This is a genomic window from Caenimonas aquaedulcis (genome assembly GCF_015831345.1).
Classification (GTDB): domain Bacteria; phylum Pseudomonadota; class Gammaproteobacteria; order Burkholderiales; family Burkholderiaceae_C; genus Ramlibacter; species Ramlibacter aquaedulcis.
Genome location: NZ_JADWYS010000001.1, coordinates 2,662,758 through 2,689,028, shown reverse-complemented (window position 1 = coordinate 2,689,028; position 26,271 = coordinate 2,662,758). Strand labels below are relative to the sequence as shown.

Sequence of the window (26,271 nt, the reverse complement as noted above, 5' to 3'; positions counted from 1 at the left end):
CCCGATGTCCGCCGTGCTGCCAGCGGTCAACACCGCGCCCGTGAAGCAAACGTCCCACTGGACCGATCGCGTCGCGCACGTCGCGCTGTTCCTTGTGGCGCTCGCGCTCGTCGCGTTCCTCGCGCTGCCGCTGCTCACCATCCTCGTGCAGGCGCTGCAGGGCAAGGACGGCGAATTCGTGGCGCTCGCCAACTTCGTCGAATACGCCAAGACGCCGTCGCTGCTCGGCAGCCTGTGGAACAGCCTGTGGGTGTCGTCGGTGGTCACGATGATCGCGGTGCCGCTCGCCTTCGGCTTCGCCTACGCGCTTGCGCGCTCCTGCATGCCGCTCAAGCCGCTCTTTCGCGGCATCACGCTCATCCCCCTTCTCGCGCCGTCGCTGCTGTCGGCGATCTCGCTCATCTACTGGTTCGGCAACCAGGGCGTGCTGAAAGCCTGGATCGTGCAGCTCGGCTGGCGCGAAATCTACGGCGCGCCGGGCATCGTCATCGCCGAGTGCTTCGCGGTGTTTCCGCATGCGCTGATGATCCTCGTCACGGCGCTCAGCCTGTCGGACGCGCGCCTGTACGAGGCGGCGGATGCGATGGGCACGAGCGCCGCGCGCAAGTTCTTCACCATCACGCTGCCCGGGGCGAAATACGGGCTCATCTCGGCCGCGCTCGTCACCTTCACGCTGGTCATCACCGACTTCGGCATCCCCAAGGTGATCGGCGGCAGCTTCAACGTGCTGGCCACGGACGTCTTCAAGCTCGTCATCGGCCAGCAGGATTTTTCCAAGGGCGCCGTGGTGGCGATCCTGCTGCTCGCGCCGGCCATCGTCACCTTCGCGGTGGACGGCTACGTGAGCCGCCGCCAGACCGCGATGCTCACGGCCCGCGCCGTGCCTTACCGGCCCAAGCGCTCGGCCAGGTACGACGCCGCCATGACGCTCTACTGCTCGTTCATCGCCTTCCTCGTGCTCGCGATGCTGGGCATGGCGATCTTCGCGTCCTTCGCGAGCTTCTGGCCCTACAACCTCAGCCCCAGCCTGCGTCATTACGTCATGGGCCTGGTGGACGCGGAAGTCGGCGAGGGCTTCGTCAACAGCCTGAAGATGGCGGCGGGCACCGCGGTGTTCGGCACGGCGCTCGTGTTCTGCGGCGCGTACCTCATGGAAAAGACGCAGGGCGCGCCGGGCCTGCGCGGCATCGTCAAGCTGCTCGCGATGCTGCCGATGGCGGTGCCGGGGCTGGTGCTCGGGCTGGGCTACATCTTCTTCTTCAACGAGCCGAAGAATCCGCTCAACGGCCTGTACCACACGCTCGCGCTGCTCACGCTGTGCACCATCGTGCACTTTTATACGACGGGACACCTGACGGCCGTGACGGCGCTGAAATCGCTCGACAGCGAATTCGAGGCGGTCAGCGCGTCGCTCAAGGTCCCGTTCTTCAAGACCTTCTGGCGGGTGACGCTGCCGATCTGCACACCGGCGCTCGTGGACATCGCCCGCTACTTCTTCATCAACGCCATGACGACGATCTCGGCGGTGGTGTTCCTCTATTCGCCCGAGACCAAGGTGGCGTCGATCGCGATCCTCAACCTCGACGAAGCCGGCGAGATCGGCGCCGCCGCCGCGATGGCGGTGCTGATCGGGGCGGCGTCGGCCGTCGCGACTTTGCTTTTCATGGCGCTGGCTTGGTGGGTGAACCGCCGCACCCAGGCATGGCGCACGACGGATCGATAGAACTACGGAGACACGACATGGATCGCGACAAAATCCTCCTCACCCCCGGACCGCTCACCACGACGCTGCGCACCAAGCTGGCGATGCTGCGCGACTGGGGCTCGTGGGACAGCGACTTCAACGACGTCACGGCGCGCGTGCGGCGCAGCCTGCTCAGGATCATCCACGGCGAGGACACGCACGTCGTCGTGCCCCTGCAGGGCAGCGGCACCTTCAGTGTCGAGGCGGCGGTCGCGACGCTGGTGCCGCGCGACGGCCACGTGCTGGTGCTGGACAACGGCGCGTACTGCAAGCGCGCGGCGAAGCTCACCACGCTCATGGGCCGCACCTGCACGGTGATGGGATTCGACGAGGCGTCCCAGGTGTCGCCCGCCGCGCTGGCCGACAAGCTCGCGGCGGACAAGACCATCACGCACGTCGTGCTCATCCATTGCGAAACGGGCGCGGGCGTCTGGAACCCGCTGCAGGAGGTGGCGGACGTCTGCGCGCAGCACGGCAAGGGCCTGATCGTGGACGCGATGAGTTCCTTCGCGGCGCTGCCCATCGATGCGCGCGAGACGCGCTTCGACGCGCTGATCGCGGCCAGCGGCAAGTGCCTGGAAGGCGTGCCGGGCATGGGCTTCGTCTTCATCCGCAAGGCGGTGCTGGACGCCTGCGCGGGCCGCAGCCAGTCGCTCGCGATGGACCTGCACGACCAGTACGTCTATATGGAAAAGACGGGCCAGTGGCGCTTCACGCCGCCCACGCACGTGGTGGTGGCGCTGGCCGAGGCGATCGCGCAGTTCGAGGCGGAAGGCGGCCAGCCGGCGCGCCTGGCGCGCTACACGCAGAACTACCAGACGCTCATCCATGGCATGTCGCGCCTGGGTTTCATCCCCTTCCTGGACCCGGCGATCCAGGCGCCGATCATCGTCACGTTCAACGCGCCGGGCGATGCGCGCTACGACTTCAAGACTTTCTATGCGTCGGCGCGCCAGCGCGGATTCATCCTGTATCCCGGCAAGCTCACACAGGTCGAAACTTTTCGCGTAGGCTGTATCGGCGCCATCGGCCCGAACGAGATGGAGCAGGCGGTCGCGGCGGTAGCCCTGGCGTTGGAAGACATGGGAATTGCGTCGGGCGAGCCTGCGATTTGAGTGGGTGGATGCGCGAGGAAATTTTGAACGCAGAGAACGCAGAGGTTTCGCAGAGGACGCAGAGGAATACCAGAGAAGTTCACAAGAGAATGTCTTGAGTTCGGCTCCTTGAATTTCTCTGCGCCCTCTGCGAAAACTCTGCGTCCTCTGCGTTCGAAAATACACAGGAAGAGCAACAAACAATGGCCACGAGCAAAACCCACCCCGCCCTGGCGAAGATCCGCAAATCCGGCGCCAGCAAAGTCAAGGTCGCCTGCAGCGACATCGACGGCATCCTTCGGGGCAAGTACCTGCACAAGGACAAGTTCGAGGGCGCCGCGGACTCGGGCTTCGGCTTCTGCGACGTTGTCTTCGGCTGGGACTCCAGCGACAACTGCTACGACAATGCCACCGTCACCGGCTGGCAGCACGGCTTTCCGGACGCGCTCGCGCGGCTGGACCTGGACACGCACCGCAACGTGCCCTGGGACGGCGGCATCGATTTCTTCCTCGGCGAATTCATCAACGCCGACGGATCCCCCTACGAGGTGTGCCCGCGCCAGACGCTCAAGCGCGTGTTGAAACGCGCGGAGAAGCTCGGCTTCCAGGTCATGACGGGCATGGAGTACGAGTGGTTCAACTTCCGCGAGACACCGCAAAGCTGGGCCGACAAGAAGGGCGTGGGGCCCGAGACGCTCACCCCGGGCATGTTCGGTTACTCCCTACTGCGCGTGAACCAGAACCGCGAATTCTTCAACGCGCTGATGGACGAGATGCTCGCCTTCAACGTGCCGATCGAAGGGCTGCACACCGAAACGGGGCCCGGCGTCTACGAAGCGGCGCTCGGCTTCAGCGAGGCGCTGCTGCAGGCGGATCGGGCCATCCTCTTCAAGACCGGCGCGAAGGAGATCGGCACGCGCTTCGGCATCATGCCGAGCTTCATGGCGAAGTGGAACCAGCACCTGCCGGGTTGCAGCGGCCACATCCACCAGAGCCTGTCGGACGGCAAGGCCAACCAGTTCTACGATGCGAAGAGCCCGCGCAAGATGAGCAAGCTCTTCGAGAGCTACCTCGCGGGCCAGGTGCTGTGCCTGATGGAATTCGCGCCGATGTTCTGGCCGACCATCAACAGCTACAAGCGGCTCGTCGACGGCTTCTGGGCGCCCGTCAAGCCGACCTGGGGCATCGACAACCGCACGGCGAGCTTCCGCGTGATCGCGGGCGGCGTGAAGTCCACGCGGCTGGAGACGCGCTGCCCCGGCGCCGACGTGAACCCGTACCTCGCCATGGCCGCGGTGATCGCCGCGGGCATCTACGGCGTGGAGAAGGGCCTGAAGCTCACCGCGCCGCCGATCACGGGCACCAACCAGGGCGCGGAGAACATCCCGCGCGCACCGCGCACGCTGATCGAGACGACGCGCAACTTCAAGAACTCGAAGATCGCGCGCGAAATGCTCGGCGACACCTTCGTCGACCACTTCGCCGCCACGCGCGAATGGGAGTGGCGCCAATGGCTCGACGGCGTCACCGACTGGGAGCTGAAGCGCTACTTCGAGATCATCTGAACCGCCGGAGACGAGCTTGAAACGCATCGCCCTCACCTGCCTGCTGGCCCTGGCCGGCGCGGCGCACGCCCAGCTGAGCGACACCGAGCAGCGGATCGTGGCCGCGGTGAAGCAGCGCACGCCGCAAGCGCTCGAGCTGCTGGAGAAGGCGGTGCGCATCAACAGCGGCACGCTCAACGCAGAGGGCGTGCGCGAAGTAGGCCGCGTCTTCCGCGCCGAGTTCGACGCGCTGGGCTTCAAGACCCGCTGGGCCGAGATGCCGCCCGAGATGAAGCGCGGTGGCCACCTCATCGCCTCCCACGACGGCGGGCAGGGCAAGCGCGTGATGCTCATGGGCCACATGGACACCGTGTTCGAGAAGGACAGCGCCGTCGCCCTGTGGGAGCGCCGCGGCGACCGCGTGCGCGGCCAGGGCGTGAACGACATGAAGGGCGGCGACGTCATCGTCATCGAGGCGCTGCGCGCGCTCAAGGCGGTGGGCGCGCTGGACACGGCGCGCATCGAGGTGATCTTCACCGGCGACGAGGAGCGCACCGGCTCGCCACGCGAGATCGGCCGTGCGGACCTGATCGCGATGGCCAAACGCAGCGACTACGCGCTGTCATTCGAAGGCGCGGCGCGCCAGGGCGGCATGGGTTACGCGAGCATCTCGCGCCGTTCCTCGGGCGGCTGGACGCTGCACGTGAAGGGCAAGCCCGGCCACTCGGCCGGTGTGTTCACGCCCGGCGCCGGCTACGGCGCGATCTACGAGGGCACGCGCATCCTCAACGCCTTCCGGGACCAGCTGATCGAACCGAGCCTCACGTTCAACGTGGGCGTGGTACTGGGCGGCACCGACGTCGCATACTCGGACGACACGGCGAGCGGTACCGCGTTCGGCAAGACCAACGTCATCGCCCGCGACTTCCAGGCGCGCGGCGACCTGCGCTACCTCACGCCCGAACAGGGCGAGCGCGTGAAGCGCCGCATGCGCGAAATCGTGGCGGCGTCGCTGCCCGGCACGAGCGCGACGCTCTCGTTTCGCGACGGCTATCCGCCCATGCCTCCCACCGAAGCGGGTGCGCGCTTGATCGAGGCCTATTCGAAGACCAGCGCGGACGCGGGCCTCGGGCCCATCGGCACGCTGGACCCGTCCATGCGCGGCGCGGGCGACGTGCAGTTCGCGGCGCCCTATACGACGGGCATCGACGGCCTGGGCGCGTCGGGCAACGGCTCGCACACCGACGACGAAGACCTGGAGATCGCCTCCATCGAACGCGGCGCGATCCGCGCGGCCCTGTTCATCTACCGGCTCACGCGGCCCTAGCCCGATGCAGATCCGCCGCCTCGGCCCCGACGACGCGCAGGCGTACCGCGCGCTGCGCCTGCGCGCGCTCAAGGAGTCCCCGCAGGCTTTCACCTCCAGCTTCGGTGAAGAGGACAAGCAGCCCGTCGAGAAGTCGCGCGCGCGCCTCGCCGCCGACAACACGATGTTCTGGGGGGCCTGCGAGGGCGCGCAGCTGTGCGGCATGGTGGGCCTCGAGCGCGAGACGCGCGAGAAGGCGCGCCACAAGGCCACGGTCGTCGGCATGTACGTCGCGCCGGAAAACGCGGGCGCCGGCGTGGGCCGCGGGCTCGTGGACGCGCTGCTCGCGCACGCGCGCGACGCCGGCCTCGAATTGCTGGTGCTCACCGTCACCGAGGGCAACGCCGCCGCCACCCGACTCTATGAAGCCGCGGGCTTTCGCTCCTTCGGCATCGAACCGCGCGCGATCAAGGTCGACGGCCGGCCGTTCGACAAGAATCACATGTACCTGGACCTCACTGCATCATGACCATTTCCGGCTTTTCCTTTCCCACCTCCATCCGCTTCGGCGCCGGCGCGCGCAAGGAAGTGGCGGCGCATCTCAAGTCGCAGGGGCTGAAGCGCCCGCTCATCGTCACCGACAAGGCGCTCGCGCAGCTGCCCGTGCTTGCCGAGTTCAAGTCGCACCTGGACGGGCTCGATGTCGCCGTCTTCGGCGGCGTCTTCGGCAACCCCACATGCAGCCAGGTGATGGACGGGGCGGCGGCGTACAAGGCGCATCGCGCCGACTGCGTCATCGGCTTCGGCGGCGGCGCGGCGCTGGACGTCGCCAAGGTCGTGGGCGTGGCCGCGACGCACGAAGGCGACATCCTCGAATACGTGTGGGACCACCCGAAGGTGCGCCCCATCGACAAGCCGCTGCCGTATTTCGTCGCGCTGCCCACGACGTCCGGCACGGGCTCGGAAGTCGGCCGCTCGTCGGTCGTCAGCGAGAACGACACGCACCTGAAGCGCGTCGTGTTCAGCCCGAAGATCCTCGCGAAAGTGGTGTTCGCCGACCCGGAGCTCACGCTCGCGCTGCCGCCGCACGTCACGGCCGCCACGGGCATGGACGCGCTCACGCACAACATCGAGAGCTACCTCTCGCCCGCCTACCACCCGCTGTGCGACGGCATCGCGCTGGAAGGCACGCGCATCGCCGCCGCGGCACTCGAGACGGCGGTGAACCAGCCGTCCAACCTGCAGGCCCGCAGCGACATGATGATGGCGTCCATGATGGGCGCAATCGCTTTCCAGAAGGACCTCGGCGCCGTGCACTCCTGCGCGCACGCGCTCGGCGCCGTGTGCGACCTGCACCATGGCCTCGCCAACGCGCTGATGATCGACACCGTGATGGAATGGAACTACGAATCGGCGAAGGAGAAGTTCGACGAGCTCGCGCACGTGTGCAAGGTGCAGGGCGGCGGCGAGAACTTCGTGCCCTGGCTGCGCGCGCTCAAGGCGCGGATCGGCATCTCCGGCAAGCTGTCGGCGCATGGGGTGAAGCGCGAGCACCTGCCGCGCCTCGTGGAAATCGCGACGGCGGACATGTGCCACCAGACGAATCCGCGGCCCGTCACGGCGGAGGATTTCACGCGGCTGTTCGAAGGTGCCATGTGACCCATCGGCTGAAGATCGGGATCTCGGCGTGCTTCATGCATGCCGACCCGACGCGCGCGCTGTTCACGGGCAAGACCCTGCAGTACGTGGAGCAGTCGATCGCGCACTGGGTGATGTCCACGGGCGCGCTGGCGGTGATGATCCCCAGCCCCACCGGCGCGACGCAGCGCGGCGACGTCACGCTGGACCACTACGCGCAGTGGCTGGACGGGCTGGTGCTGCATGGCGGCGCGGACGTCTCGCCCCTCAGCTATGGCGAGCAGCCGCTGCAGGAGAAATGGGCCGGCGACAAGATCCGCGATGAGTATGAGATCGACCTCGTCGCCGCATTCGAGCGCCAGGGCAAGCCGGTCTTCGGCGTGTGCCGCGGCCTGCAGCTGATCAATGTCGCGTATGGCGGCACGCTCTACCAGGACATCGAGACGCAGCTGCCCCACGCGCTGCGCCACCGCGACGCCACCGTCTACGACAACAATTTCCATGGCGTGGAGATCGCGCCGGGATCGCGCCTGGCAGCGCTCTATCCCGAGGGCCGGCGCGTGAAGGTCAACAGCATCCACCACCAGGCGATCAAGGATCTCGCCGCGGGCTTCGCGGTGGAGGCGGTGAGCCACGAAGACGGCATCATCGAAGCCATCCGCCGCACCGACGCCGCCCGGCCCTACCTCGCGGCGGTGCAGTGGCACCCCGAATTCCATCGCGCGGACTCCGACACCATCGACGACGCCGCGCTGCTCCAGGATTTTCTCTCCGCGGCCGCGGCCGTGCGGCAGGACCCCACCCCATGAACACCCTCACCATCACCAACCCTGCCACGGGCGAGCGCATCAGCGAAGTCCCGGCCGACGATGCCGCGTCCGTTGCGGCCAAGGCGCGGCGCGCGCGCGCCGCCCAACCCGCCTGGGCCGCGCGCCCGATCGCCGAACGCAAGGCCTGCATCGAGCGCTTCCGCGAGGGCGTCGTCCGCGACCTCGAGGCGCTCGCCACCACGATGACGCGCGAGACCGGCAAGCCGATCAAGATGTCGCGCAACGAGTTGAACGGCCTGCTCGGGCGCCTGGACTTCTTCGTCGGCATGGTCGAGCCGGTGACCGCCAGCGAAACCGTGTTCGACGAAGGCGGCATGCAGGAGCGCATCGAGCATGTGCCGCTGGGCGTCATCGGCAACATCTCCGCGTGGAACTACCCGTGGTTCGTCGGCTGCAACGTGATCGTTCCCGCGCTGCTCACGGGCAATGCGGTGCTGTACAAGCCGTCCGAATACGCGACGCTCACCGGGCTGGAGATCGAGCGCCTGCTGCGCGAAGCCGGCGTGCCCGCCGAAATCTTCGCCACGCTCGTGGGCGGCGGGGAGGTCGGCGCGGCCTTGCTCGAGCAGAAGATCGACGGGCTCTTTTTCACCGGCTCCTACGCCACCGGCGCACGCATCGCGAAGGCGGTGGGCTCGCGCTTCATGAAGCTGCAGCTCGAGCTCGGGGGCAAGGACCCGACCTATGTGTGCGACGACGCCGACCCGAGGGCCGCGGCCGAGTCGCTCGCCGACGGGGCGATGTACAACACCGGGCAGAGCTGCTGCTCGGTCGAGCGCATCTACGTGCACGAGAAAATCCACGATGCGTTCGTCGCCGCGTTCGTCGAGACGGTGAAGGGCTTCAAGGCCGGCGACCCGATGAACGAGGACACCTACATCGGCGCGATCACGCGCGCGCCGCAGCTCGACGTGCTCGACGCGCAGGTCGCCGACGCGAAGGCCAAGGGCGCGGTGCTCCACACCGGCGGCCACCGCCTGCCGGGGCCGGGCAACGGCTACGCGGCCACCGTGTTCAGCCAGGTCAACCACGACATGGAGCTGATGAAGGAGGAGAGCTTCGGCCCCGTCATCGGCATCCAGAAGGTGTCGGGGGACCAGGAGGCCGTGAAGCTCATGAACGACACGCGCTACGGACTCACCGCGGGGGTGTACACGCCCGACGGCGCACGTGCGCACCGGATCCTCTCGCACGTGAACGCGGGCAGCCTCTACTGGAACTGCTGCGACCGCGTGAGCCCGCGGCTGCCCTGGAGCGGCTTCGGCGACTCCGGCATCGGCCTCACGCTCTCCACCTACGGCATTGAGGCCTTCACGCGTCCGCGCGCCTGGCACCTGCGCAAGCCGTGAAGCCCCGGCTCGCACTGTTCGACCTCGACCACACGCTGCTGTCGGGCGACAGCGACGTGCTGTGGTGCGATTTCCTGATCGCGCGCGGGCTGCTCGATCGCGGGAGCTTCGGCGCGCGCAACGCCGACATGGAGGCGCGGTACAAGGCTGGGACGGTGGGCGCGCAGGAATTCGCGGACTTCTACGCGGGCACGCTGGAAGGCCGCTCGCCGGCTGAATGGGACGGCCTGCGGCGCGAGTTCCTGCAAGAGCAGGTCGTCCCGCGCATCCCGCCCGCGGCGATGGAACTGGTCGACCAGCACCGCAGCGCCGGCGACCTGATGCTGATGACCACCGCCACCAGCCGCTACCTCACCGAACTCACCGCGGCGCATTTCGGCATCGGGCACCTGCTCGCCACGGAGAACGCGGTCGCGTCGGGCCGCTTCACCGGCCGCACCACCGGCACACTCAACATGCGCGCGGGCAAGGTGCAGCGGCTGCACGCATGGCTCGCGGAACGCGGCCAGAAACTCGCCGATTTCGACAGCACGGCCTACAGCGACTCGATCAACGACCTGCCGCTTCTGGAGGCCGTGAATCAGCCCGTCGCGGTGGACCCGGATGCGCGCCTTGCCGGGATCGCGATCGAGAGGCACTGGCCGGTGCTGCACCTGCACCGGTAGCGACGTCATCCGCTTGCGAAGATCGCACCCTCGCGGAGGAAGGCGCACCGTCCATGGCCCTACCTCGAGGCCGCTGCGCGGCTTCCCTCTGGGCTCCGCCGCCCGGGGCCTGATTTTCAACCTGCGTCAGCCGCACAAGGCGGCCGCGCGGTTGAAAATCAGACCCCTTTTCGCGGCTCGCCTTCGGCTCTTCACAAGGGCCATGGCCGGTGCGCCTTCCTCCGCGAGCCCATCATTCGCGTGTTCGGTCTGTCACTGCAACTTCCTCGCAAAGGCCCGATGTCGGCGTGCGCGCTGTAGCAAAGGCATGCCCGGCTGGTGGACTCGAAGGAAGGCGCACCGGCCGCGGCCCTTGTGAAGAGCCGAGTGCGAGCCGCGAAAAGGGATTCGATTTCGGACCGCGCGGCCGCCTTGTGCGGCTGACGCAGGTTCGAAATCGGGTCCCGGGCGGCGGAGCGGGGAGGGAAGCCGCGCAGCGGCCTCGAAGTAGGGCCGCGGACGGTGCGCCTTCCTTCGCGAGCACCCGGTCGTCGCCCGGTCTGCTCCCGGATCGACCAAGTCCGGATGACTCTGGTGGAGTTCCAGCAAACGCACGGAGGTGCTGTAATGACGAATTCAAGCCACACACCGGAGTTGCGAAGATGTCTGCACGCGACGTGATCCCCAGTTCACTGGCCGAGGCCATCGACACCGCCGCCGGGGCGCTCGAAGCGCAGGTGATCGCGTGGCGGCGCGACCTGCACCAGAACCCCGAGCTCGGCAACCGCGAGTTCCGCACCGCCGGCGTCATCGCCGACCACCTGAAGCAGCTGGGCCTCGACGAAGTGCGCACGGGCGTCGCCTTTACCGGCGTCGTGGGCCTGCTGAAGGGCGCGCTGCCCGGTCCGGTGGTGGCGCTTCGCGCCGACATGGACGGGCTGCCGGTGACCGAGGAAGTCGACGTGCCCTTCGCCTCGAAGGCGCGCGCGGAATGGAACGGCGAGCAGGTCGGCGTGATGCATGCCTGCGGCCACGACTGCCACGTCGCCATCCTCATGGGCGTCGCGCAGGTGCTGGCCGGCCTGCGCGCGCAGTTGCGCGGCACCGTGAAGTTCATCTTCCAGCCCGCGGAGGAAATGCCGCCCGAGGGCGAAGAAGGCGGCGCGAAGCTGATGATCCAGGAGGGCGCGCTGGAAAAGCCCGTGCCCAGGGCCATCTTCGGGCTGCACGTGACCTCGCGCCTCAACGTCGGCATGGTGGGCTATCGCCCCGGCCCGACGATGGCGAGCTCGGACCGCTTCAGCATCAAGGTGCACGGCAAGCAGACGCACGGCGCCGCGCCGTGGCTCGGCGTGGACCCCATCGTGACCGCCGCGCAGGTGGTGCTGGGCCTGCAGACCGTGGTGAGCCGCGGCACGGACATCACGCGCGAGCCGGCGGTGGTGACGGTGGGCATGATCCGCGGCGGCAACCGCGACAACATCATCCCCAACGAGGTCGAGATGCGCGGCACCATCCGCACCTTCGCGGAAGACATGCGCGACGAGATCCACGAGCGCGTGACGACGCTGGCCGAATCGGTCTCGCGCGGCTCGCGCGCCGGCTGCACCGTCTGCATCAACAAGAACTACCCCGTCACCGTGAACGACCCCGCGCTCACCGCCGCGATGGTGCCGACGCTGCAGCGCGTCGCGGGCCCCGGCAAGCTCGAGCTGGTGAACAAGGTGACCGGCGCGGAGGACTTCTCGTTCTTCCAGCAGGTGATCCCGGGGCTCTTTTTCTTCGTCGGCGTCACGCCGCGGGGGATCGACCCGTCCAAGACCTATTCCAACCATTCGCCGCGCTTCTTCGCGGATGAGCAGGGCCTCCTCATCGGCGTGCGCGCCCTGGCGCACCTCACCTGCGATTACCTGGAAGCGCAGGCCGGCGCGTGAGCCGCGGCGCGGCGCGCCGCATGTAAGATTGCGCGTCACCAAGAGGATCGTCCAATGGCCCTGATCGTCGTCATGGAAGACGATGCCGGCACCCGCATGCTCATCGCTTCGGTCCTGAAGAAGGACGGGCACGAGGTGCTTACCGCGGAAGATGGCGCGCAAGGCCTTGCGCTCGTGGCCCCGCGCCGCCCCGACCTCATCATCAGCGACGTCCAGATGCCGGGCATGAACGGCTTCCAGATGCTCGCGGCGCTTCGCGCGGACCCGGCCAACGCGACCATCCCCGTCATCCTGCTCACCTCGCTGCAGGAGCGCGCGCACATGCGCATCGGCATGACGACCGGCGCCGACGACTACATCACCAAGCCCTTCCGCCCGAACGAGCTGCGCGAGGCGGCCGCGGCCCAGTTGAACAAGCGCTCCGTGCAGGCCAACCTGCAGGCGATGGCGGTGGACGCCGCGGTGCAGGAGGCGCTGGTGGAGCAGAAGCACCAGCTCGCCAAGCTGTACGAGCAGCGCCTCGCGGCCGAGCTGAGCGAGCGCTGGCCGGAAGGCGATGGCAGCGCGGGCGACGAGAAGCTCGCGAGCGCGACGGTGCTCTTCGTGGACATTCCCAACTACGCCACCGTGGCGGAGCGGCTCGATTCGCAGGAGCTCGCCGACCTTGTCAAGAAGTTCTACGGCAGCGCGAACGACACGGTCAACCTGTTCGGCGCGCGCCACATGCGCTTCGTCGGCGAAGGCCTGCTCGCGATCTTCGCCTCCGGCACCGACACGCGAACCGTGAACCACGGCCTGCGCGCGGCGAAGGCGGCGCTGGGCCTCGTGGACTCCACGCGCGGCATCCGCGAGTACCTGTCGGCGAAGTACCCGGGCCGGCAACTGCCGCCCTTCGAAGTGAACGTCGCCCTGCACACGGGACCGGTCGCGCTCGCGGTGCTGCAGGACCCGCTGCATGGCGGCCCGGCGCAGACGCTCCCGGTGGGCGACGCGGTCAGCGCCACGATGCAGCTGCAAAAGCAGGCACGCTCGCTCGGCTGGCACATCGTCGCCAGCGTGGCGGCGCTTCGCTCCATCACGGGCGCCGTGCGCACGGGCGCGCGCGCGCTCGTGGAGGTCCCGGGGCGATCGGTTCCCATGGACGCCGTCGAACTCGTCGGGCTCGTGCTCTGATGCCGCCCGGCAAGCGGATGTTCTCGCTGAGGCAGATCCTCAGCGTGGCGCTCCTGCTGCTGGCGCTGGTGCCCGCGCTGCTGGTCGCCTGGGTCATGGCGCGCGGCAGCACGCAGGCCGCCGAGGATCTCGCGGGCAAGATCCTCTTCAACGTGGCGTCGCGGGTGCAGGCCGGGACCGAGACGCACATGCGCCAGGCGCACGACGCGCTGAACGGGCTCTTCCCGGAAAGCCTGGACGCGACGGAGCGCACACGGGCGCAGCAGCTGCTGGCCGATCCCACGGCCTTCGAAGCCATGGCCTTCGCGCTCACGCGCCAGTCCACCCACGTGCCCGCGATGTACTTCGGCAACCAGCGCGGCGAGTACTTCGGCGTGGAGAGCCGCCGCTCCATGGCCGAGGTCCGCATCCGCGATGCCGGCGGCACCGGGCGGCGTGCCTACCTGGCCGCCCGCCCCGGCGACCGCAGCCGTCCGCAACCGAGCGAGATCGCCAACTACGAACCGCGCACCACCCCCTGGTATTTCGGGGCGGTCCAGGCCAAGGGCCGTGTGTTCTCGCGCGTGCAGGGCGTGCCGGGCAAGCCGCAGCTGTTCGTCACGCTCTCGCAGCCGGTCTACGACAACGAAGGCGGCGTCGCCGGCGTCTTCGGCGTGGACCTCTACCTCCAGCAGCTCGCGGACCTGCTGCAGACGCAGACCATCAGCGCGCACGGCGCCGCCTTCGTGGTCGACGAAGCCGGCCTGCTGGTGGCGGGCTCGGCCGGCGACGCGCTCTTCCGCGAATCGGGCGGCAAGCTGGTGCGGCGCGGGCCCACCGACAGCGCCAACGCCGTCATCCGCCGCGGCTTCCAGGCGCTGCAGGCGGACTGGGCCCGGCGCAGCGCCGACTCGGTGGGCGGCGGCGCGGGCCTGCAGCGGCTCCCGATGGAGGGCGATTCGCTCATCATGGTCACGCAACCCTTCGGGGAATCGCTGGGCCTGCACTGGACCCTGGTGGTGGCCGCGCCGGACAGCGACTTCACGGGCGAGATCCGGCGCGCCTGGCGCCTGTCCCTGATGCTGATGGGCGCGCTGGTGGTGCTGACGGCGGCGGCGGCCTTCGGCGTCGCGCGCGGCATCGGCGGCCGGCTGCGCGGCCTGAGCACGGCCGCGGGGCAGCTCGGGCGCGGCGAAGTGCCCGTGATCGACGACCGCACCCGCATCGCGGAAGTGCATGCGCTCTCGCGCGTGCTGCACGACAGCGCGGAGCAGCTGGCCGCGTATCGCGAGCAGGTGAAGGCCGATGCGCAGGCGCTGCAGGAAGCCAACGAAACGCTGGAGGCGCGCGTGGAGCGGCGCACGGAACAGCTCGCGGCGTCGCGCGAAGAAGCGCTCGCGGCCGCGCGCGCGAAAGCCGCCTTCCTCGCGACCATGAGCCACGAGATCCGCACACCGCTGAACGGCGTGGTCGGCATGAGCACGCTGCTGGCGGAGACGCACCTGGACGCCGAGCAGCGCGATTACCTGCAGACCATCCGGCTCTCCAGCGACCAGCTGCTGGCCGTCATCAACGACGTACTCGACTTCTCCAAGATCGAGTCGGGCAAGCTCGAGCTGGAGATCGAACCCGTGAGCGTGCGCAACGCCGTGGAGGAAGCCTGCGACATCGCCGCGCCGCGCGCGCGGGAGAAGGGCCTGGAGCTGATCATCGACGTCGCCGACGAGGGCGAGCATGCGGTGCCCCAGGCGATCAAGGGCGACGTGACGCGGCTGCGGCAGGTGCTCATCAACCTCATCAACAACGCGGTGAAGTTCACGCCCTCGGGCGAAGTCGCAGTGCACGTGCGCCGGCGCGCGGCCGACGACGGCCGGGGCAATTGCGTGCTGGAGTTCCGCGTGACGGACACCGGCATCGGCATCCCGCCGCAGCGCGTGGGCTCGCTCTTCGAGGCCTTCACGCAGGTCGACGCCTCCACGACGCGCAAGTACGGTGGCACCGGCCTGGGCCTCGCCATCTGCAAGCGCCTCGTCGACCTGATGGGCGGCGAGCTCGGCGTGGAAAGCGAACTGGGCAAGGGTTCGACCTTCTGGTTCACCGTCGCGGCGCCGGTCACCGAACCCGCGCCGGGACTGGCGGTTGCGGATGCGGGACTGCTCTCGGGCAAGCGCGTGCTCGTGGTGGACGACCACGCCACCAACGTGCGCGTGCTCACGCGGCAACTGCAACTGTGGGGCATCGAGGTGGCGAGCGCGGACTCGGGCGCGCAGGCGATGGAGCGGCTGCGGCGTGGGGACTTCGTGCCCGACATCGTCATCACGGACATGCACATGCCGGAGATGGACGGCGTCGCGTTCGCGCGGGCGGTCAAGTCCGTCGAAGCACTTCGCGGCGTGCCCGTCGTGCTGCTCAGTTCCGGCTTCATGCCCGCGGCCGACGAGAGCGCGCAGCTCTTCGCGGCGCGGCTGCTCAAGCCCGCGCGGCAGAACCAGCTGTTCGAGACGATGGTGCGCTGCGCCCTGCCGCAGGCGGGCGGCCAGGCGCGCCCGGCCCCGGCCGTGGTGGATGCGCGCAAGCACGTCACGGTGCTCGTCGCGGACGACAACGCGGTGAATCTCAAGGTCGCGTGCGCCATGCTCGCGAAGCTCGGCTACGACATCCTCACCGCGACCGACGGGCGCGAAGCGGTGGAGGCCGTGGCCCACGCGGTGGCGCAAGGCCATGCGATCGGCGCGGTGCTGATGGACGTCAACATGCCCGAGGTCGACGGCCTGCAGGCGACGCGGCAGATCCAGGCCGCGTGGGGCGCCGCGGCACCGCCGATCATCGCGCTCACGGCGGCCGCATCGGCCGAGGACCGCGAGCGTTGCAGGGAAGCAGGCATGGACGACTACCTCACGAAGCCGCTGCACGTGGCCGCGCTCGCGCAGGCGCTGGAACGCTGGGTCGCGCAGGGCGCGCGTGCCGCGGCACCCGCATCCTCGCCGATGGCGCCCGCCGCGCCGGCCGCGACGGAATCCCCGCTGATGGATTTCAGCCGGCTGGAGGAATTCAAGGAGTTCGACGACGAGGAGCAGACGATGACGCGCGAGGTGATCGGCCTGTTCCTTGCCGACACGCCGCCGCGCCTCGACGCGATGGATGCCGCCATCGCCGCGGCGGACGCCGCCGCGCTGGCGCGCGCAGCCCACGCACTCAAGGGCGGCGCGAGCAACATCGGCGCGAAGGCCATCCAGCAGCATGCGGATGCGCTCGAGTCCGCGTCCCGCGACGCACTGCCCGAAGACGCAGCCCTGCGCGTCGCCAAGCTGCGCGAGCTGTGGAACGAGACGCGGGAGACCCTGGCGCACTGGGGTTGACGACCGGGGCGCGCAGCTCAACCGCCGCGCCCTACGTACTTTCTCTCATCGCAGGCGTCGGGCTCCGGTCAGGCTGCGGACAGGAAAATTCGGCAGCCCTCCGGTCCTTGCGGATCGAGGCCCGCCTTCCCGTCCTCAACCTGTGTGACTTCCCATGAATGACCGCAATCTCGTCAGGGGCCTGTTCCTCGCGGCGATCGCCCTGCTCTTCGGCTTGCCGTCGCTGCGCTATCCCCTCGGGGATTTCAGCCGCGCCGGCCCCGGGCTCTTCCCGCTCATGATGGCGTCGCTGCTGATGGTGATCGCGGTCGCGACCATCATCCGCTCGCGCTTCGTCGAGCACGTGCCGATGGGCTTCAACCCGAAGAATATCTCCATCATCCTCGGCAGCCTGTGCGGCTTCGCGCTCGTCTCGCACTTCGTGAACATGACGGCCGGGATCATCGTGCTGGTGTTCATCGCCTCCTTCGCGGGCACGGCGAAGTATTCGATCAAGCGCAACATCGCGATCGCGACCGGGCTGTGCCTCATCGCGCTGGCGTTCGTGAAACTCCTCGGCTTCAACCTACCTCTGTACTGATCATGATGGACGTCCTTCACAACCTCGCGTTCGGTTTCGAGCACGCGCTGACCTGGCAGAACCTGATGTACTGCGCCATCGGGTGCACGGTGGGCACGCTCGTGGGCCTGCTGCCGGGCCTCGGCCCGCTCGCGACGATCAGCATCCTGCTGCCGCTCACCTACTCCATCCCCACGGGTGGCGCGCTCATCATGCTGGCCGGCATCTACTACGGCGCCCAGTACGGCGACAGCGTGAGCGCGATCACGATGAAGATCCCCCACGCGAGCAGCATCGTGGCCTGCATAGACGGCTACCAGATGACGCTCAAGGGGCAGACAGGGCTCGCGCTCTTCACCGCGGGCGTCTCGAGCTTCATCGGCGGCACGATCGCCATCGTGGTGCTGTCGTTCTTCGCGCCCGCCCTGGGCGAGGTCGCCTTCCTCTTCGGCCCCGCGGACTACTGCGCGCTGATGCTGGTGGGCTTCGTGTGCGTGAGCTTCGTCACCACGGGCAGCCTGCTCAACGGCCTCGCGATGTGCCTGATCGGCGTGCTGCTCGGGCAGATCGGCACCGACGTCAACAGCGGCATGCAGCGCTTCACCATGGACATGCCCTTCCTCGCGGATGGCATCGGCCTGGTGAGCATCGCGCTCGGCTGCTTCGGCATCGCCGAAATCACCAAGAACCTCGACGAGAAGAACGAGCGCACGCCCTTCAACGGCAAGATCAAGCTCATGCCGACCTGGCCGGAATTCAAGCGCATCATCCCGAGCGCGCTGCGAGGCGGCATGGTCGGCTCCTTCCTGGGCATCCTGCCCGGCGGCGGCCCGACGATCGCGCAGTTCGCGGCCTACGCCATCGACAAGAAGGTGAGCAAGTACAAGCACGAGATCGGCACCGGTTGCATCGAAGGCGTGGCCGGCCAGGCCGCCGCCGACGAAGCCGCGGCGCGCACCAGCTTCATCCCGCTCATGAGCATCGGCATCCCCGAGAACGCGGTGATGGCGCTGATGATGGCGGCCTTCATCATCAAGGGCATCCAGCCCGGCCCGAACATGATCGCCGGCCACCCGGACCTCTTCTGGGGCCTGGTCGCGTCCATGTGGGTCGGCAACGTGTTCCTGATCACGCTCAACGTGCCGCTGGTGCGCTACTGGCTGTCGGTGTTCAAGATTCCGTACGCCGTGCTGTTCCCCTCCATCCTGTTCTTCTGCTGCATCGGCACGTATAGCGTCAACAACAACCTGGACGACGTGTTCATCACCGCCGCCTTCGGCTTCGTGGGCTACATGTTCGTGCGGCTGGAACTCGACCCGGCGCCGCTGATGCTCGGCTTCATCCTGGGCCCCATGCTGGAGGAAAACTTCCGGCGCGCCATGCTCCTGTCGCGCGGCAGCTTCGGCGTGTTCGTGCAGCGGCCGATCAGCGGTTCGCTGATGGCGCTGATCGCGATCTTTATCGTGTGGCAGGTGGTGGCGTTCTACATGGAGGCGCGCAAGCGCAAGCCGATTCCCGACGCGCACCCGCCCGGCGACATCATCCCCGCCGATTCCTGATCAGTCCTTGCGGGCCCGGGAACGGGCTGCTTCGGAGGGCCGCGCAAGCGGCCCTTTTTTATGGGTGCAGGTGAAGTGCTTCGCTGCGCCTTGCATAAAACTTCAGCAAGACGCCCTCGAAGTTCCGCAGGAGCACCCCGGCGACGGGATCGGCGTACCAGTTGAATGGCGTGCTCACTCGGTAGTCCATGCGCACCGACAGCTCGGTCGCGGAGCCCTTCGGTTGGAGGCGGTACTCCGTGCTGGTGATGTCGAAGTAGCGGCCGCCCAGCACGACGTGTTCATCCAGCGCGTAGGGAGGAAACGAGTCCGGCGCATAGCGGTGGTTCCACCGGACGCGGCGGTTCTCGTCCCAATCCGTCACCACCTGGTCGAAGTGCACTTCCTTGCCCAGGCTCAGTGTGCGCACGCGCTCCCCACCGGCGAGGCGGGACGTGCCGGCGCGAGGCAGCGGCACGCCGATACGGAAGAACCACGCGTCCTCGACTTCCGAAGGCTGGATGTCTCGAGCCGTCTGGATCTCGGCCCAGACGCGCTCGGGCGGTGCCGCGATCAACCGCGTCTGTTCGACGGAGCGAACGCGTTCGGCCAGGGGGATCTGCGTTTCCAGGGCGCCCAGGAGCAGCGGCACCGCCCACGCGACGTAGAGCGTCTGCTTCGGCCAGTGGGTCAATCGGCACACCAGCCCCATCGCCAGCCCGCCCAGCGCTCCGAAGGCGGCGAAGACCGGGATGATGACCGCGGCGCATATCAGGCCCTCGACCATGATCATCAAGGTGCCGAGGACGAAGAAGCAGTTGGCGAGGAAAGCCGACCACACGTAGTAGCCCCAGCTGCGGCGCGCAACCCGCTCCGCCACGTACACGGTCACGGCGCCGACCAGGATCGGCGCGCAGTAGATGAACGCGGCCATCATCGGCGCGTAGGCCTGGCCCGCCTTGCCGAGAAAGATCAGCCGCAACGCGACGCCTGCCAAGGCGCCCGCCGCGATGGGCCACGCCTTCGAAAACGGCAAGGTCTTGCGGGTCGTGGCGACGCCGGTGTCCTCGGTCGGCGTCCCGGTCATGCGAGAGCCAGGGTAGGCGCCAGGGCGGCGAACGGCATCGTCATCCAAGGCGAGCATTCATAGCCCGTCAGCAGGTGGTGCAGGTCATGGACGGGCAGCGCCTTCGCCCGCCATGCGAAGTTGGGCAGCGTGATACGGACGCACGCCGGGGCAATGGCCCAGCGGTCGGCCGTGCTGCCGCCGTCGCCCGGCAGGTCCTGGCGCGCGTAGAAGCCGGCAAGCGCGTCTCTGACCGTGGAAGGCAGTTGCCTCATCTCACGGCCGCACGGCGCGCGTCACGTCGGCGGCGCCGCTGCGCACGGGCGTGATGCCGTGACGCGGCGGGAGGTTCGCGGGCAACTGCACGTCCCAGGCCAGCCCCAGCGCCTGCAGCACCTGGACGAAGCGATAGCCCGGGTCGAATTGCCCGGGATACAGGCCGTGCCGAGCCGACGCCGGGAACGCGTGGTGATTGTTGTGCCAGCTCTCTCCCATGGTCGGGATCGCGGCGATGGGCACATCGAAGGCCTGGACGCCGGCGCCATCGACCAGCCAGCTTTGCGGGCCGCGCGTGTGCGCGAAATAGGAGATGAACCAGTGCATCGTCGTGCATGCCGCGACCCGCACGAACACGCCCCACGCCACCCACGGAATGCCGCCCGCGAGGTACAGGATCGCGGCGATGGGAAGTTGGTGCAGCATCCAGGTTCGCTCGAGGAAGCGATAGAACGGATCGTCCCCGATGCCGGGACCCGGGTCGAAGCCCGGCGGGCGATCGAACACGAGGCGGCAATGAAGGTTCCACCAGCCGTCCTTGAGGAGGCCGTGACGGTGCGCCAGGTAGTCGTGGCAGCGTGGCTGGCGCTGCGCCCAGTCGCGCGTGTCGTGCGTGCGTATCGTCCACAACGGCCCGCCCATGCCCACGGCAGTGCCCGACCACACCAGTGCGCGCTCGACCCATTTGGGGCACTTGAAGCTGCGGTGCACGAGACGCCTGTGGAATCCTACGGAATGCCCGGTGCACAAGGTCACCGCGCTCAAGCCCAGGAAGACGGCGAACGCGCCCCATGTGAAGTACAGCGGGCCGAGGACTAGGGCGCCGAGGAGCATTGCGCCATTCCATAGCGAACGCGCAGGGGCCCACCTGACGTGGCCGGCCACCGGATCGACGTCGGGGCGCAGGATCAGCGAATTGACTTTGTACGGGTCTGGTGTGGTCGTCATCCGTGTGTCACTTCGATTTCGCCCGGCCGTACTTCGCCGTGAAGCTCGCCTTGGCGATCGTGTTGGCGTTCACCATGAAGCCCGCGAGCGCCGGGCTCGCGTCGGCGGGGATGTCCAGCTTGTCGGTCTTGAGGGCGAACACGGTGAAGACGTAGCGGTGCGGCTTGTCGCCCTCTGGCGGGCAGGCGCCGCCCCAGGCCGCGCTGCCGTAATCGCTCTTCACCTGCGTCGCGCCCTTGGGCAGGTTCGCGCCGCCGGCCGCGCCGGCATTGGCCGGTAGCTCGGTGGTCGCGGCGGGGATGTTCACGACGGACCAGTGCCACCAGCCCGAGCCCGTGGGCGCGTCGGGGTCGTACATGGTGACGGCGAAGCTCTTGGTGTCCTTCGGTGCGCCGGTCCACTTGAGCGCGGGCGACTTGTTCTCGCCCGCGCAGCCGAAGCCGTTGAACTCGAATTTCCTGTCCATCATCGCCCCGGCCTTGACGTCCGGGCTGGTCAGCGCGAAGCCGGCGGCCTGCGCGAGGGCCGAGGCGCCCAGCAGGGCGGCGGCGGCGAGGGTCTTGTTCATGCGCGTCTCCTCGAGTTGAAGTGAGGGAGCGGATGATGCTACGGATCGGCACGATTTGCCAGTCGCGCACGCCCTGCGAATGGCCTGTCCGGAAACGGCCAGCGCCAACCGGGCGGCACGCGCATCATGACGCCTGCTCCAAGGAACCCGCCTGCATGTCCGCCGTCCTGCCCCGCCCCTTTCTCTCCCTCGCCTGGTCCAACCTCGCCGCGCAATCCGCGGAGCAATTGAGCCTGGCCGCGGTGCCGCTCGTCGCCGTGCTGGCGCTCGGCGCCGGCCCCGGCGAGATCGGCACGCTGGCCGCGGTGCAGACGATGCCCTTCCTGCTGCTGTCGATCCCGCTCGGGCTGCTGGCGGACCGCATGTCGCGCCAGCGCCTGATGATGCTGGCGGAGACGCTGCGCGCCGTCTCGCTGCTCGGCCTGCTGGCGATGGTGATGTCGGGGCAGCTCTCGATCGCGGGCCTCGCCATCCTCGGCTTCCTGGGCGCCGTGGGCACGGTGGGCTTCAGCGTGGCCGCGCCGGCGCTCGTTCCCTCGCTGGTGCCCCGCGACATGCTCGCGCGCGCCAACGGGCGCCTGGAGCTCGCGCGCAGCGCCGCCTACGCGGGCGGCCCCGCGCTGGCGGGGGCGCTCGTCGCGTGGGCCGGGGCGTCCATGGCGTTCGTGCTGGCGATGCTGCTGTCCACATCGGCCGTCCTGCTTCTCTGGCGCCTGCGCGAACCGGTGCGCGAGCGCGGCGCCGCGCGCCACCCGTGGCTGGAAGTCCAGGACGGCGCGCGCTTCGTGTGGCGCCAGCCCTACCTGCGGCCGATACTGCTGTGCGGCCTTGCGTGGAATATCTCGTGGTTCGTGCTGCAGGCCGCATACGTGCCCTATGCGGTCCGCGCACTGGGGCTAAGCGCGCAGGCCGTCGGTGTCACCATGGGCTGTTACGGCGCGGGCATGGTCGTGGGCGCCCTGCTGGCACCGCGCATCGTCGGTGCGATGGCCTTCGGCCGCGCGATCCAGTTCGGCCCCGCGACGTCGGTGTTCGCGGCGGGCGCGATGGCCGCGACGCTCGTCGTGCCGTCGGGCTGGCTCGCAGGCAGCGCATTCTTCCTCTTCGGCGCCGGGCCCATCATCTGGACCATCACCAGCACGACACTGCGCCAGAGCATCACGCCCGGGGCGATGCTGGGGCGCGTGTCCTCGGTGTTCCTCACCGTGAATGCGGGCTCACGCCCCGTCGGTGCGTTGCTCGGCGGCATCGTCGGCGCCGCATGGGGAGAGCCCGCGTGCCTGCTGCTGGCGTTCGCGGGCTTCGTGCTTCAGTTCGTGGTCATCCTGTGGTCGAGCCTGCACGAGCTGCGGCGGGTGCCGCAGCCGGCCTGAACTGCTTCGGGTCGTAGAAGAACTGCTCCTGCGAAATCTTCTCGCCCTCCCAGCGCTGGTACGCGAGTTCCTCGATGCGGCCCTGCGTGCCGTCTTTCCAGGTGAAGACGAAGATCCAGCGGATGACGACACGGTCACCGTTCACGAAGACCGGGCGCACGCATTCCGACGTGACGGACGCCGCCCGGGCGAGGGCCTTCGCTTCATGCGTCATGAGCGCATCGCGGCCCACGCGCGGCGGCTCGAAGTTCTCCTGCATCGTGGCGGACGCGGTGTAGAACTCCTCGATCGCCTCGACGTGCGCGTTGGATTCGACCCGCGCGATGAATCGTTCCAGGGTCTGCGCCGATGGCATGGCCGCGCCCTATGCAGTCAGGTGCTTGCCGACAATGCCGGCCAGCTCGAACATCGTCACCTGCGGCTTGCCGAAGACGGGCAGCAGCTTCGCGTCCGCGTTGATCGCGCGTTTGTTGGTGGCGTCCTGCAACCCGTTCGCCTTGATGTAGTCCCACAGCTTCTTGATCACTTCCGTGCGCGCGACGTTGTCGGCGCCGATCACCGCGGCGAGTTCGGCGCTGGGCTTGAGGCCGGCGCCGGTCTTGCGAGGCGCCTTGGGTGCCGCCGTCTTCTTCGCCGGCGCTGCCTTCTTGGCGGCCGGAGATTTCTTCGCCGCCGGGGCCTTCTTCGCTGCCGTCTTGCCCGCGGCGTACTTCGCGGCGGGTTCGCGCGCCACCGGCGTCTTGCCCGCGGCCGTCTTGCGCGGCGGGAATTTCGAGGGCGCGAATTCGAAGGTCACCTTGCCCTCTTCCTTGTTCCACACGAGGAAGGCCTTGAACGCGCGGCGCGTGCGCATGGAGACGAACTTGTCGAGCAGGTCGGTCTTGCCGGTGGAGAGCAGCTTCTCCATCTGCGAACGTTCCACCGGCTGCTGAAGGATCACCTGGCCCGTCTTGAAGTCGCAGGTCGGCACCGCCTGTTGCGGGGTGGGCACGGACTTCTCGCAGACGTAGTTCTTGCCGAACTCGAAGACACGCCCGCCGCACTTCGGGCACGGGCCCAGCGGTTGCTGCGCGCTGAAGTCGATGATCTCGCCCGTCTCGGCCGGGTCCTGCTCGTTGCCGAAGTCGAACTCCAGCTTCCAGTTCTTTTCCTCCTCGTTGTACTTGAGGATGATCTCGGAGGTGAAGGGCCAGCCCGCCTTGGAGCGGAAGCCGTCCAGCGGGCCGATGTGCTTGTCGCGCAGCAGCTGCTCGACTTCCTCGGCGCTGAAGGTGCGGCCCGCCGGCGTCTTGCCGAAGGAGAAGCCGCAGGCGTCCTCGCCCGTGCCGCTCTTGCCGACGCAGGTGAAGCGGCGGTAGTTCTCGCGCACGATGCCGCCGCAATTGGGGCACGGCGTCTTGAGCGTGGCGTAGTCGCCCGGCACCGTGTCGCGGTCGTATTCCTTGGCCTTCTTGACGATGTGCTTCGTCATCTCGCCGATCTCGCGCATGAATTCCTCGCGCGAGAGCTTGCCGTGTTCCATCTGCGCGAGCTTGTATTCCCACTCGCCGGTGAGCTCGGGCTTGGAGAGCTCCTCCACGCCCAGGCCGCGCAGCAGCGTCATGAGCTGGAAGGCCTTGGCCGTCGGGATCAGCTCGCGGCCCTCGCGGAACATGTACTTCTCGTTGATGAGGCCCTCGATCGTCGCGGCGCGCGTCGCGGGCGTGCCCAGGCCCTTCTCCTGCATCGCCTCGCGCAGCTCGTCGTCGTCCACGAGCTTGCCCGCGCCTTCCATCGCGCCCAGCAGCGTCGCTTCCGAGTAGCGTGCGGGCGGGCGCGTCTTCAGGCCCTTGGGCTCGACGACTTCCGCGCGCACCATCTCGCCCGGCTTCACCGCGACGAGCGTCTTGCTGTTCTCCTCGCCTTCCACGTCGGCTTCCTTGCCCCAGATCGCGAGCCAGCCCGGCTTGACCAGCACCTTGCCGTCGGTCTTGAAGCTGTGGCCCACCGATTGCGTGATGCGCGTGGTGACGAGGTATTCCGCGCTCGGGAAGAAGACCGAGAGGAAGCGCCGCACGACGAGGTCGTACACGCGCTGCTCCGCGTCCGACAGCCCGCTGGGCGCCTGCAGCGTGGGGATGATCGCGAAGTGGTCCGACACCTTGGCGTTGTCGAAGATGCGCTTGGTCGGCTTGACGTAGTTGCCGTCGATCGCCTGCTTCGCGAAGGGGGCAAGGTGCTTCATGCCGCTGTCGGCGAGCGTGCCCATGGTGTTCTTCACCACGGCCACGTAGTCCTCGGGCAGGTGGCGCGAATCGGTACGCGGGTAGGTGAGCGCCTTGTGGCGTTCGTAGAGGCTCTGCGCGATCGAGAGCGTGGTCTTGGCCGAATAGCCGAAGCGGCCGTTCGCCTCGCGCTGCAGGGAAGTGAGGTCGAAGAGCATCGGCGATGCCTGCGTCGTCGGCTTCGATTCCTCGGTGACGCTCGCGGCCTTGCCGCGCACCGCATCGGCGATCTCCTGCGCTTCGCGCTGGGACCAGACGCGGTCGGCCTTCAGCTCGGCGTCGTCGGCGTTCTTCTTCCACTTCGTGTCGATCCACTTGGCGGTGTACTCGCCCGCCTCGGCCAGGAAGGTCGCGTGGATTTCCCAGTAGTCGCGGCTGACGAACTTGCGGATCTGCTCCTCGCGCTCGACCACCACGGCCAGCGTCGGCGTCTGCACGCGGCCCACGGTCGTGAGGAAGAAGCCGCCGTCGCGCGAATTGAAGGCCGTCATGGCGCGCGTGCCGTTGATGCCCACGAGCCAGTCGGCCTCGGACCGCGAGCGCGCGGCGTCGGCCAGGCCCGCCATCTGCTTGTCGCTGCGCAGGGCGTCGAAGCCTTCGCGGATGGCCTGCGGCGTCATGGACTGCAGCCACAGGCGCCGCACGGGCTTGCCCAGGGGCTTGGCGCCGCCCGCGAACTGCTCGATCAGGCGGAAGATGAGCTCACCCTCGCGGCCCGCGTCGCAGGCGTTGACCAGGTCCCCGATGTCCTTGCGCTTGGCGAGCTTGACCACCGCGTTCAGCCGCGACTTGGTCTTGTCCACGGGCTTCAAATCGAAGTACGGCGGGATCACGGGCAGGTGCGCGAAGCTCCACTTGCCGCGCTTCACGTCGAACTCCTCGGGCGCCTGGATCTCCACGAGGTGGCCGACGGCGCTCGTGACGACGTAGTTCTCGCTCTCGAAGTATTCGTCGTGCTTGTCGAATTTGCCGGCCACGGGCGTCAGCGCGCGGACGATGTCCTGCGCGACGGAAGGCTTCTCGGCGATGACGAGGGTCTTGGGCATGGATGCTCTTCTATCAATCTTTTCTGTGACGCGGAGGCC

General features: G+C 68.3%; 21 protein-coding genes. 15 read left to right on the top strand and 6 right to left on the bottom strand.

Going from position 1 to position 26,271, the window contains the following annotated elements:
* Window positions 1-4: 4 nt before the first annotated feature.
* The 14 genes from I5803_RS12935 (at window position 5) to I5803_RS12875 (ending at window position 18,712) form a co-directional block, all read left to right on the top strand.
* Window positions 5-1,723, top strand: a complete 1,719-nt coding sequence (locus I5803_RS12935) for a putative 2-aminoethylphosphonate ABC transporter permease subunit (protein ID WP_196986754.1) — start codon at window positions 5-7, stop codon at window positions 1,721-1,723.
* Window positions 1,724-1,740: 17 nt separating this feature from the next.
* The gene (locus tag I5803_RS12930; RefSeq protein ID WP_196986753.1) at window positions 1,741-2,859 is read left to right on the top strand and encodes a 2-aminoethylphosphonate--pyruvate transaminase; all 1,119 of its coding nucleotides are present in this window, start codon (window positions 1,741-1,743) and stop codon (window positions 2,857-2,859) included.
* Window positions 2,860-3,041: 182 nt separating this feature from the next.
* Complete coding sequence (locus I5803_RS12925) at window positions 3,042-4,403, top strand: glutamine synthetase family protein (protein ID WP_196986752.1); 1,362 nt, start codon at window positions 3,042-3,044, stop codon at window positions 4,401-4,403.
* Window positions 4,404-4,419: 16 nt separating this feature from the next.
* Window positions 4,420-5,709, top strand: coding sequence for a M20/M25/M40 family metallo-hydrolase (locus I5803_RS12920; RefSeq protein WP_231402408.1), 1,290 nt, complete (start codon window positions 4,420-4,422; stop codon window positions 5,707-5,709).
* Between the two features lie 4 nt (window positions 5,710-5,713).
* Window positions 5,714-6,217 carry a GNAT family N-acetyltransferase gene (locus tag I5803_RS12915; protein WP_196986751.1) on the top strand — a complete coding sequence of 168 codons (504 nt, stop codon included), beginning with the start codon at window positions 5,714-5,716 and terminating at the stop codon, window positions 6,215-6,217.
* Window positions 6,214-7,347 carry an iron-containing alcohol dehydrogenase gene (locus I5803_RS22015; protein WP_231402407.1) on the top strand — a complete coding sequence of 378 codons (1,134 nt, stop codon included), beginning with the start codon at window positions 6,214-6,216 and terminating at the stop codon, window positions 7,345-7,347. The genes I5803_RS12915 and I5803_RS22015 overlap by 4 nt, the downstream gene beginning before the upstream one ends.
* Window positions 7,344-8,135 (top strand): gamma-glutamyl-gamma-aminobutyrate hydrolase family protein, encoded by a 792-nt coding sequence (locus tag I5803_RS12910; RefSeq protein ID WP_354001659.1) that lies wholly within the window; start codon window positions 7,344-7,346, stop codon window positions 8,133-8,135. Before I5803_RS22015 ends, I5803_RS12910 begins: the two co-directional genes overlap by 4 nt.
* Entirely contained in the window at window positions 8,132-9,505 is a 1,374-nt protein-coding gene (locus I5803_RS12905) for an aldehyde dehydrogenase family protein (RefSeq protein WP_196986749.1), read from the top strand. The genes I5803_RS12910 and I5803_RS12905 overlap by 4 nt, the downstream gene beginning before the upstream one ends.
* Window positions 9,502-10,170: an HAD family hydrolase gene (locus I5803_RS12900; protein WP_196986748.1), complete on the top strand. Its 669-nt coding sequence runs from the start codon at window positions 9,502-9,504 to the stop codon at window positions 10,168-10,170. Before I5803_RS12905 ends, I5803_RS12900 begins: the two co-directional genes overlap by 4 nt.
* A 641-nt stretch (window positions 10,171-10,811) precedes the next feature.
* Window positions 10,812-12,083 carry an amidohydrolase gene (locus I5803_RS12895; protein ID WP_196986747.1) on the top strand — a complete coding sequence of 424 codons (1,272 nt, stop codon included), beginning with the start codon at window positions 10,812-10,814 and terminating at the stop codon, window positions 12,081-12,083.
* Between the two features lie 54 nt (window positions 12,084-12,137).
* Window positions 12,138-13,256 (top strand): response regulator, encoded by a 1,119-nt coding sequence (locus I5803_RS12890; RefSeq protein ID WP_196986746.1) that lies wholly within the window; start codon window positions 12,138-12,140, stop codon window positions 13,254-13,256.
* Window positions 13,256-16,594 (top strand): response regulator, encoded by a 3,339-nt coding sequence (locus tag I5803_RS12885; protein WP_196986745.1) that lies wholly within the window; start codon window positions 13,256-13,258, stop codon window positions 16,592-16,594. The genes I5803_RS12890 and I5803_RS12885 overlap by 1 nt, the downstream gene beginning before the upstream one ends.
* Window positions 16,595-16,748: 154 nt before the next feature.
* Window positions 16,749-17,174 (top strand): tripartite tricarboxylate transporter TctB family protein, encoded by a 426-nt coding sequence (locus tag I5803_RS12880; RefSeq protein ID WP_196986744.1) that lies wholly within the window; start codon window positions 16,749-16,751, stop codon window positions 17,172-17,174.
* A 5-nt stretch (window positions 17,175-17,179) separates the two neighbouring features.
* Window positions 17,180-18,712: a tripartite tricarboxylate transporter permease gene (locus I5803_RS12875; RefSeq protein ID WP_196986743.1), complete on the top strand. Its 1,533-nt coding sequence runs from the start codon at window positions 17,180-17,182 to the stop codon at window positions 18,710-18,712.
* Window positions 18,713-18,770: 58 nt separating this feature from the next.
* On the opposite strand, the gene I5803_RS12870 is transcribed toward I5803_RS12875, so the two are convergent.
* Genes I5803_RS12870 through I5803_RS12855 form a run of 4 tightly spaced genes read right to left on the bottom strand, consistent with a single transcriptional unit; the run spans window position 18,771 to window position 21,549 of the window.
* The gene (locus I5803_RS12870; RefSeq protein ID WP_196986742.1) at window positions 18,771-19,778 is read right to left on the bottom strand and encodes an SRPBCC family protein; all 1,008 of its coding nucleotides are present in this window, start codon (window positions 19,776-19,778) and stop codon (window positions 18,771-18,773) included.
* Complete coding sequence (locus I5803_RS12865; protein ID WP_196986741.1) at window positions 19,775-20,032, bottom strand: hypothetical protein; 258 nt, start codon at window positions 20,030-20,032, stop codon at window positions 19,775-19,777. The genes I5803_RS12870 and I5803_RS12865 overlap by 4 nt, the downstream gene beginning before the upstream one ends.
* Before the next feature lies 1 nt (window position 20,033).
* Window positions 20,034-20,981: an acyl-CoA desaturase gene (locus I5803_RS12860; protein ID WP_196986740.1), complete on the bottom strand. Its 948-nt coding sequence runs from the start codon at window positions 20,979-20,981 to the stop codon at window positions 20,034-20,036.
* A gap of 7 nt (window positions 20,982-20,988) precedes the next feature.
* Window positions 20,989-21,549 (bottom strand): YbhB/YbcL family Raf kinase inhibitor-like protein, encoded by a 561-nt coding sequence (locus tag I5803_RS12855; RefSeq protein ID WP_196986739.1) that lies wholly within the window; start codon window positions 21,547-21,549, stop codon window positions 20,989-20,991.
* A 155-nt stretch (window positions 21,550-21,704) separates the two neighbouring features.
* On the opposite strand from I5803_RS12855, the gene I5803_RS12850 reads away from it, so the two are divergent.
* Window positions 21,705-22,922, top strand: a complete 1,218-nt coding sequence (locus tag I5803_RS12850) for an MFS transporter (RefSeq protein ID WP_196986738.1) — start codon at window positions 21,705-21,707, stop codon at window positions 22,920-22,922.
* Here I5803_RS12850 and I5803_RS12845 read toward each other — a convergent pair.
* Together I5803_RS12845 and I5803_RS12840 are read right to left on the bottom strand one after the other, a co-directional pair.
* On the bottom strand, window positions 22,870-23,277 hold the full coding sequence (locus tag I5803_RS12845; RefSeq protein WP_196986737.1) for a nuclear transport factor 2 family protein: 408 nt from the start codon (window positions 23,275-23,277) through the stop codon (window positions 22,870-22,872). The two genes, I5803_RS12850 and I5803_RS12845, sit on opposite strands and share 53 nt — an antisense overlap.
* 9 nt (window positions 23,278-23,286) lie before the next feature.
* Window positions 23,287-26,232, bottom strand: coding sequence for a DNA topoisomerase III (locus I5803_RS12840; RefSeq protein WP_196986736.1), 2,946 nt, complete (start codon window positions 26,230-26,232; stop codon window positions 23,287-23,289).
* Window positions 26,233-26,271: the final 39 nt, after the last annotated feature.